Source organism: Paragemmobacter ruber, assembly GCF_009908315.1.
In the GTDB taxonomy this organism is placed as follows: Bacteria; Pseudomonadota; Alphaproteobacteria; order Rhodobacterales; family Rhodobacteraceae; genus Paragemmobacter; species Paragemmobacter ruber.
The window spans coordinates 1-4,235 of sequence record NZ_JAAATW010000012.1 but is presented as its reverse complement, the minus strand read 5'-3'; the positions used below and the strand labels follow the sequence as shown (position 1 = coordinate 4,235).

At 51.9% G+C, this 4,235-nt stretch carries 1 protein-coding gene and 2 pseudogenes; all 3 read right to left on the bottom strand.

Translation table 11 applies throughout. The features are described from left to right. Nucleotides 1-231, bottom strand: a pseudogene (locus tag GU920_RS19655) (hypothetical protein); the annotation flags it as partial. Nucleotides 232-414: 183 nt separating this feature from the next. Continuing rightward, nucleotides 415-2,847, bottom strand: a complete 2,433-nt coding sequence (locus GU920_RS19230; RefSeq protein WP_161768719.1) for a P-loop NTPase — start codon at nt 2,845-2,847, stop codon at nt 415-417. A gap of 700 nt (nt 2,848-3,547) precedes the next feature. Beyond that, nucleotides 3,548-4,235, bottom strand: a pseudogene (locus GU920_RS19225) (hypothetical protein); the annotation flags it as partial.

The following is a 4,235-nucleotide window of genomic DNA, read 5'->3' as shown; positions in this document are numbered from 1 at the left end:
TAGGTTCGAGATGAGCGGCAGCCTCGCGTCGAGCGCTACCACTTTTAACGGCCAATCCTTCGGCGCGGTGCTGTCCACCATCGCCTCCGCCAGCAGTGGCTTCAGCGTTGCATTCTTGTTTTCGAGCGCCTTAAGCAGTTTGGCCTCTTTCTGTACTATGCTCCCAGACCCCGCCCTCCAGACATCGAACGTGGCACACGTGATCGCGTGCTCGCAGCAGACCTCCGTCATTTTCACTCCCGCCTACTAGTTTCGCTGGATTGCGACGATCTGCTACTTAGTGGACATCGATACCATCAAGTCTGGTCCTCTCCTTGGGCAAAAACCTAGCATCAGATGAAGCAGTTGTCGGGGACCACAGTAGCGTCCGTGCAGCAATCGAAAAAGAGATATCGCCTGGACAACATGAATATACTACGTAGCGCCCATGATGCGCTTGCAAGCATCAGACAATTCTATTTCTGCTGGCCACCTCCGCATAGCCTGATCACAAATCCTTCGCACATTGTGAGCTTCGACGGCAGTGAGTCTCCCGCCCCGATCAAGAAACGAGTTACAGCCTATGATTAGCGTTACATAAGGATGAATTGTAACTCTGCCAAGCTTGTCCTCCAGCGAGATCGCCTTAAGAAGGCACTCGTATCCTTCTTCAAAGTAAACCCGATCACCACTGTAAATGCTCTGCAAATACATGAGAACCTTACCTAAGGTCGTTAGGCCAAAGGGATGCTCCTCGATCGCGACTGAGTATCGGGCATTCTGAAGGGACTCTCCAAGTAACTCAGACTGAGACTCACCCGAGACGCGCTCTGATTGAGATAGTCGCAGTAGAGCTGTCTGCTCCCAATATCTCGAATTCCAACGCCACGCCTCCTTAGTGCTCTCATAGAAGTCCGGAGCCAAGTCACCCAGAAACTTCTCCACTACATCATCAAAGTCGAAAAGTCGCCCAGCTAAACGAGCTTCAGGTGATCGAGCACGTATGGCGCTTCGATTTACAAACGGTGCGACTGCATTTGCAATACCTACAAAGGCGCGCAGCAAGGCACTTGGATTTGTGCGGGTCAATGCAAAAAGGATCTCATCGGCAATTGTGGAGTTCTCAACCGTTACGTAGTTCTTGCCGGGATCAACATACCGAAGAGAGAGACCTGCTGCTGAGCTCAAAAGTGTCCTTAACGTCTCAGAATCCGCAGTCGTAGACAGAATTGAAAGACGAACCCCACCCTTGAAACAATGCGCACACACTGCAACCGATAGGAAGGCTTCCAATTGCTCAGATGTGGCTGAGTTGATGAGGCCTGTAATGATCTTCGACAAGGGCCTGAAATCATTCAAAATTCTACAAGTGGCAACCGCTACGGGGTCACTTCTCAAAGACCCAAAGAATGATCGGTCACCTTTCAACGCTAGGTGAGAACCTACTAACATACGATCGGAAAGCTTCTGAACTAACCTTTCGACGTCTATATTTCTTAGTGGGTCGATTTCTACCGTTGTGTAACCCTTCGATCCAAAAGTTCGATCGATGTAATGTCTGCGGTAGCTGCGCTCTCCGCCGATGATTGTTAAATCATCCCTCTCGGCTCGGCTAAGAAGATCTGCTATTGACTGAGCGTGATCAGCGAAGTTGTCCACAACAAGAACCACGGAACCGTCAATCGCATCGAGAGTACTCGCAGTTGACTTAGACATCCGGCCTAGTTCACTCGCCCAGAGCACATGAGCTTGTCCGAAGGATGCTAGGCTATAGGCCACTCTTCGTAGTATTGCAGTTTTCCCTGTACCGGTTCCACCCAGTATGACAATTATTTCACGACCCTGTGGTGCGCCAGAGACCTCCGCTACAATTGGGGCAACTTCGTGTCGAGGTATATCCAATTGCGCCGCCAAGTCAGGCCAAGTCGGCGGACTTCCGTAGTAGAATTTATTTGACCCCGTCTCCAAACTTGGAAGCCTAGGCACCAACTCAAAATCAGCATCAAACTGCATGGCCGCAGTCCTATCCACGACCGCTGGAAGTATTTCCCTTATGCCAGCGGGTATTCGGTCTTCTATCAGAGGTGGCGCCGGTATTTTTGTCTTCAGATACTGGATAAAATCGGCAGAGTATCCCTTAAAATGAATGAGGCCGTGCTCTTTGCAGAGTGACCTAGTAATCACGCCATCATCACTACTAACATAGACTGAGGGAGGCACATCGTCGCGAACGGATACCTCGTCTCGGAACGCAAGGTAATACTCAAGATCGACCTCATCCATGGAGGCTCCAGAAATAATCACGGGTTCAGACCTTAGTGCGGCAGAAAGAAACACCATCCAAGGATTTTGCGCTTTAATTATCTTAATATACTGATCTCTGCTGAAGACATACCCCTTCTCGGGATTTTTTACAGTCCCATGCAGATAGATGAGCGGTAAGTCTGCCGAGGTCTGAAAGCTCTCAAAGGGATCGGCGAAGTGAATTGGATGCAGCTTCTGCCTTTTATTTTCAATATATGCTGCTTCAAGAGAGTCATCAATGTTAAATGTAAATATTTGCCGCCAGTTAAAGGAGCTGATTCCAAGAGCGGTTGCTCCTGGTTTGGAATTCGACAGTCTCCTTGTAACGTGCTCTTCGATTTGGTCTGGAGACAGTAGCTTGAATACGCGTTGAAGTGAAGAATCTTCCGGTGCGCCCGTTAACTGCGCCAGCTCCTTCAATAAGGTGGAACCCAGCGGCAGCCTACCCAAAGCATTGGACGAGTCGTGGCTTGCTCCCGCACCGAGCAGCAGAGTGTAGCTACCGGCTATGACTGCGTCCACCAATGACTTTTCCTGGTTTGCGGAAATCGATGCAAATGCCATTCTCACCCTCAAGCTTTGTGATAGCTTAGCAAGGAACTTGATGAACGCAAGTGCTGGTGATGTCGAGCGACATACTTATGAGAAACCCCGTGATATTGAGCGTGTGAGGTTATCATGTGATGCTTGCTTCCTTTTTGGTCAGATACATTGAGTTTCAGATTCAGACGAATGCTTTGGCTGCGACTATAATAGCAAAGAAGAAGGTTATCGGTCGTATCGGGCGGCGAAGCGCCTCCAGTCCTTGATGCGACCGAAATTGATTTCGGTGCGGTTGCAGCACTTGTCTCTCCGCTTGTCGTTTCTCAACGTTTTCTTACGGGTTTCCTTCTGGGGATGCAGACCTTGCCCGCGCCTTTCAAGGCATCTCAACGCTAGCCCGTGTCGTTTGACCGGCTGGTCAGAAGCAAGCCCGCTTTCGGCGGGCTTTCGAACTGAGTGGATGTCCCGGTTTAGTCGCTGACCGGGCCGGTCGACATTAAGATCCCGATGGACTGCCCCTTCGCATTGGTAACGATATGTAGCTATGTGTTCATGCCCTCTTTGTTCGGCCTTCTGATGCGCACTTCTCATTTCTCTGTGCTTGAGCAGGCAGTGCTAAATCTCGATCTGCCCATCCTCGCGTATTCTATTCACCTTGTGGTAGCCCTATCGGGGAGGGAGACAAATGATCCCCTCCCCCTCAAGTAGACGTAAGACCCTTTCAGTTGTCCCAATGCTCCTGAGTATCGATCACCTCGAATTCCTCGACGTATTCGACGGGACCAGCCGTCAGGCTTCCGAGTGCGTCTTGGAGACGATACTCCGCGCCCATTGGGCAGGGAAGTGGCTCGATCAGCCGTGGAGCCTGTCCTGCGACCGAGACGTCTAGCCAGGGCGCATGAGGCCCGAGGAACTCCTTCAGGGTGCCTTGAAGTATCCGTAGGACCCGACCCTCATCTGACCGTCGCACCAGAAGGCTGTCGTGTATCGGATAGGCTGCAAGGCCTTCGCGAAGACAACGCTCCAGGACGGTGATCAGGATCTCCGCCTCGATGAACTGAAGGGGAAGGGTCAGACAGGGCGACCCATCCAAGAATGGCATGACCTCGAAGATCGCTGGAAGCAGATCGGACACACTGACGTTGCCCAGGCGGTACTTGGTTCTGAACTTGGTACCGTCTTGCTGCTTCGGGAATCTGCTGGGGCGTCCACCAGGCGCATGGATCATGCACTGCACCAGGTTCTTCGCTGCCTTGCGGAGATCCGGCGTCTGGACCCAGCTGATGGCCGTATAGGGGTCTTGAGGCAACCTGTGGGGGTGCCGGTAGAGCGCGGCCAGGATGGCCACATGAGACGCCTTCAGGTCGATCTCGCAGACCGGTTCCCCATCGATGGTGCAGCGCAGCCTG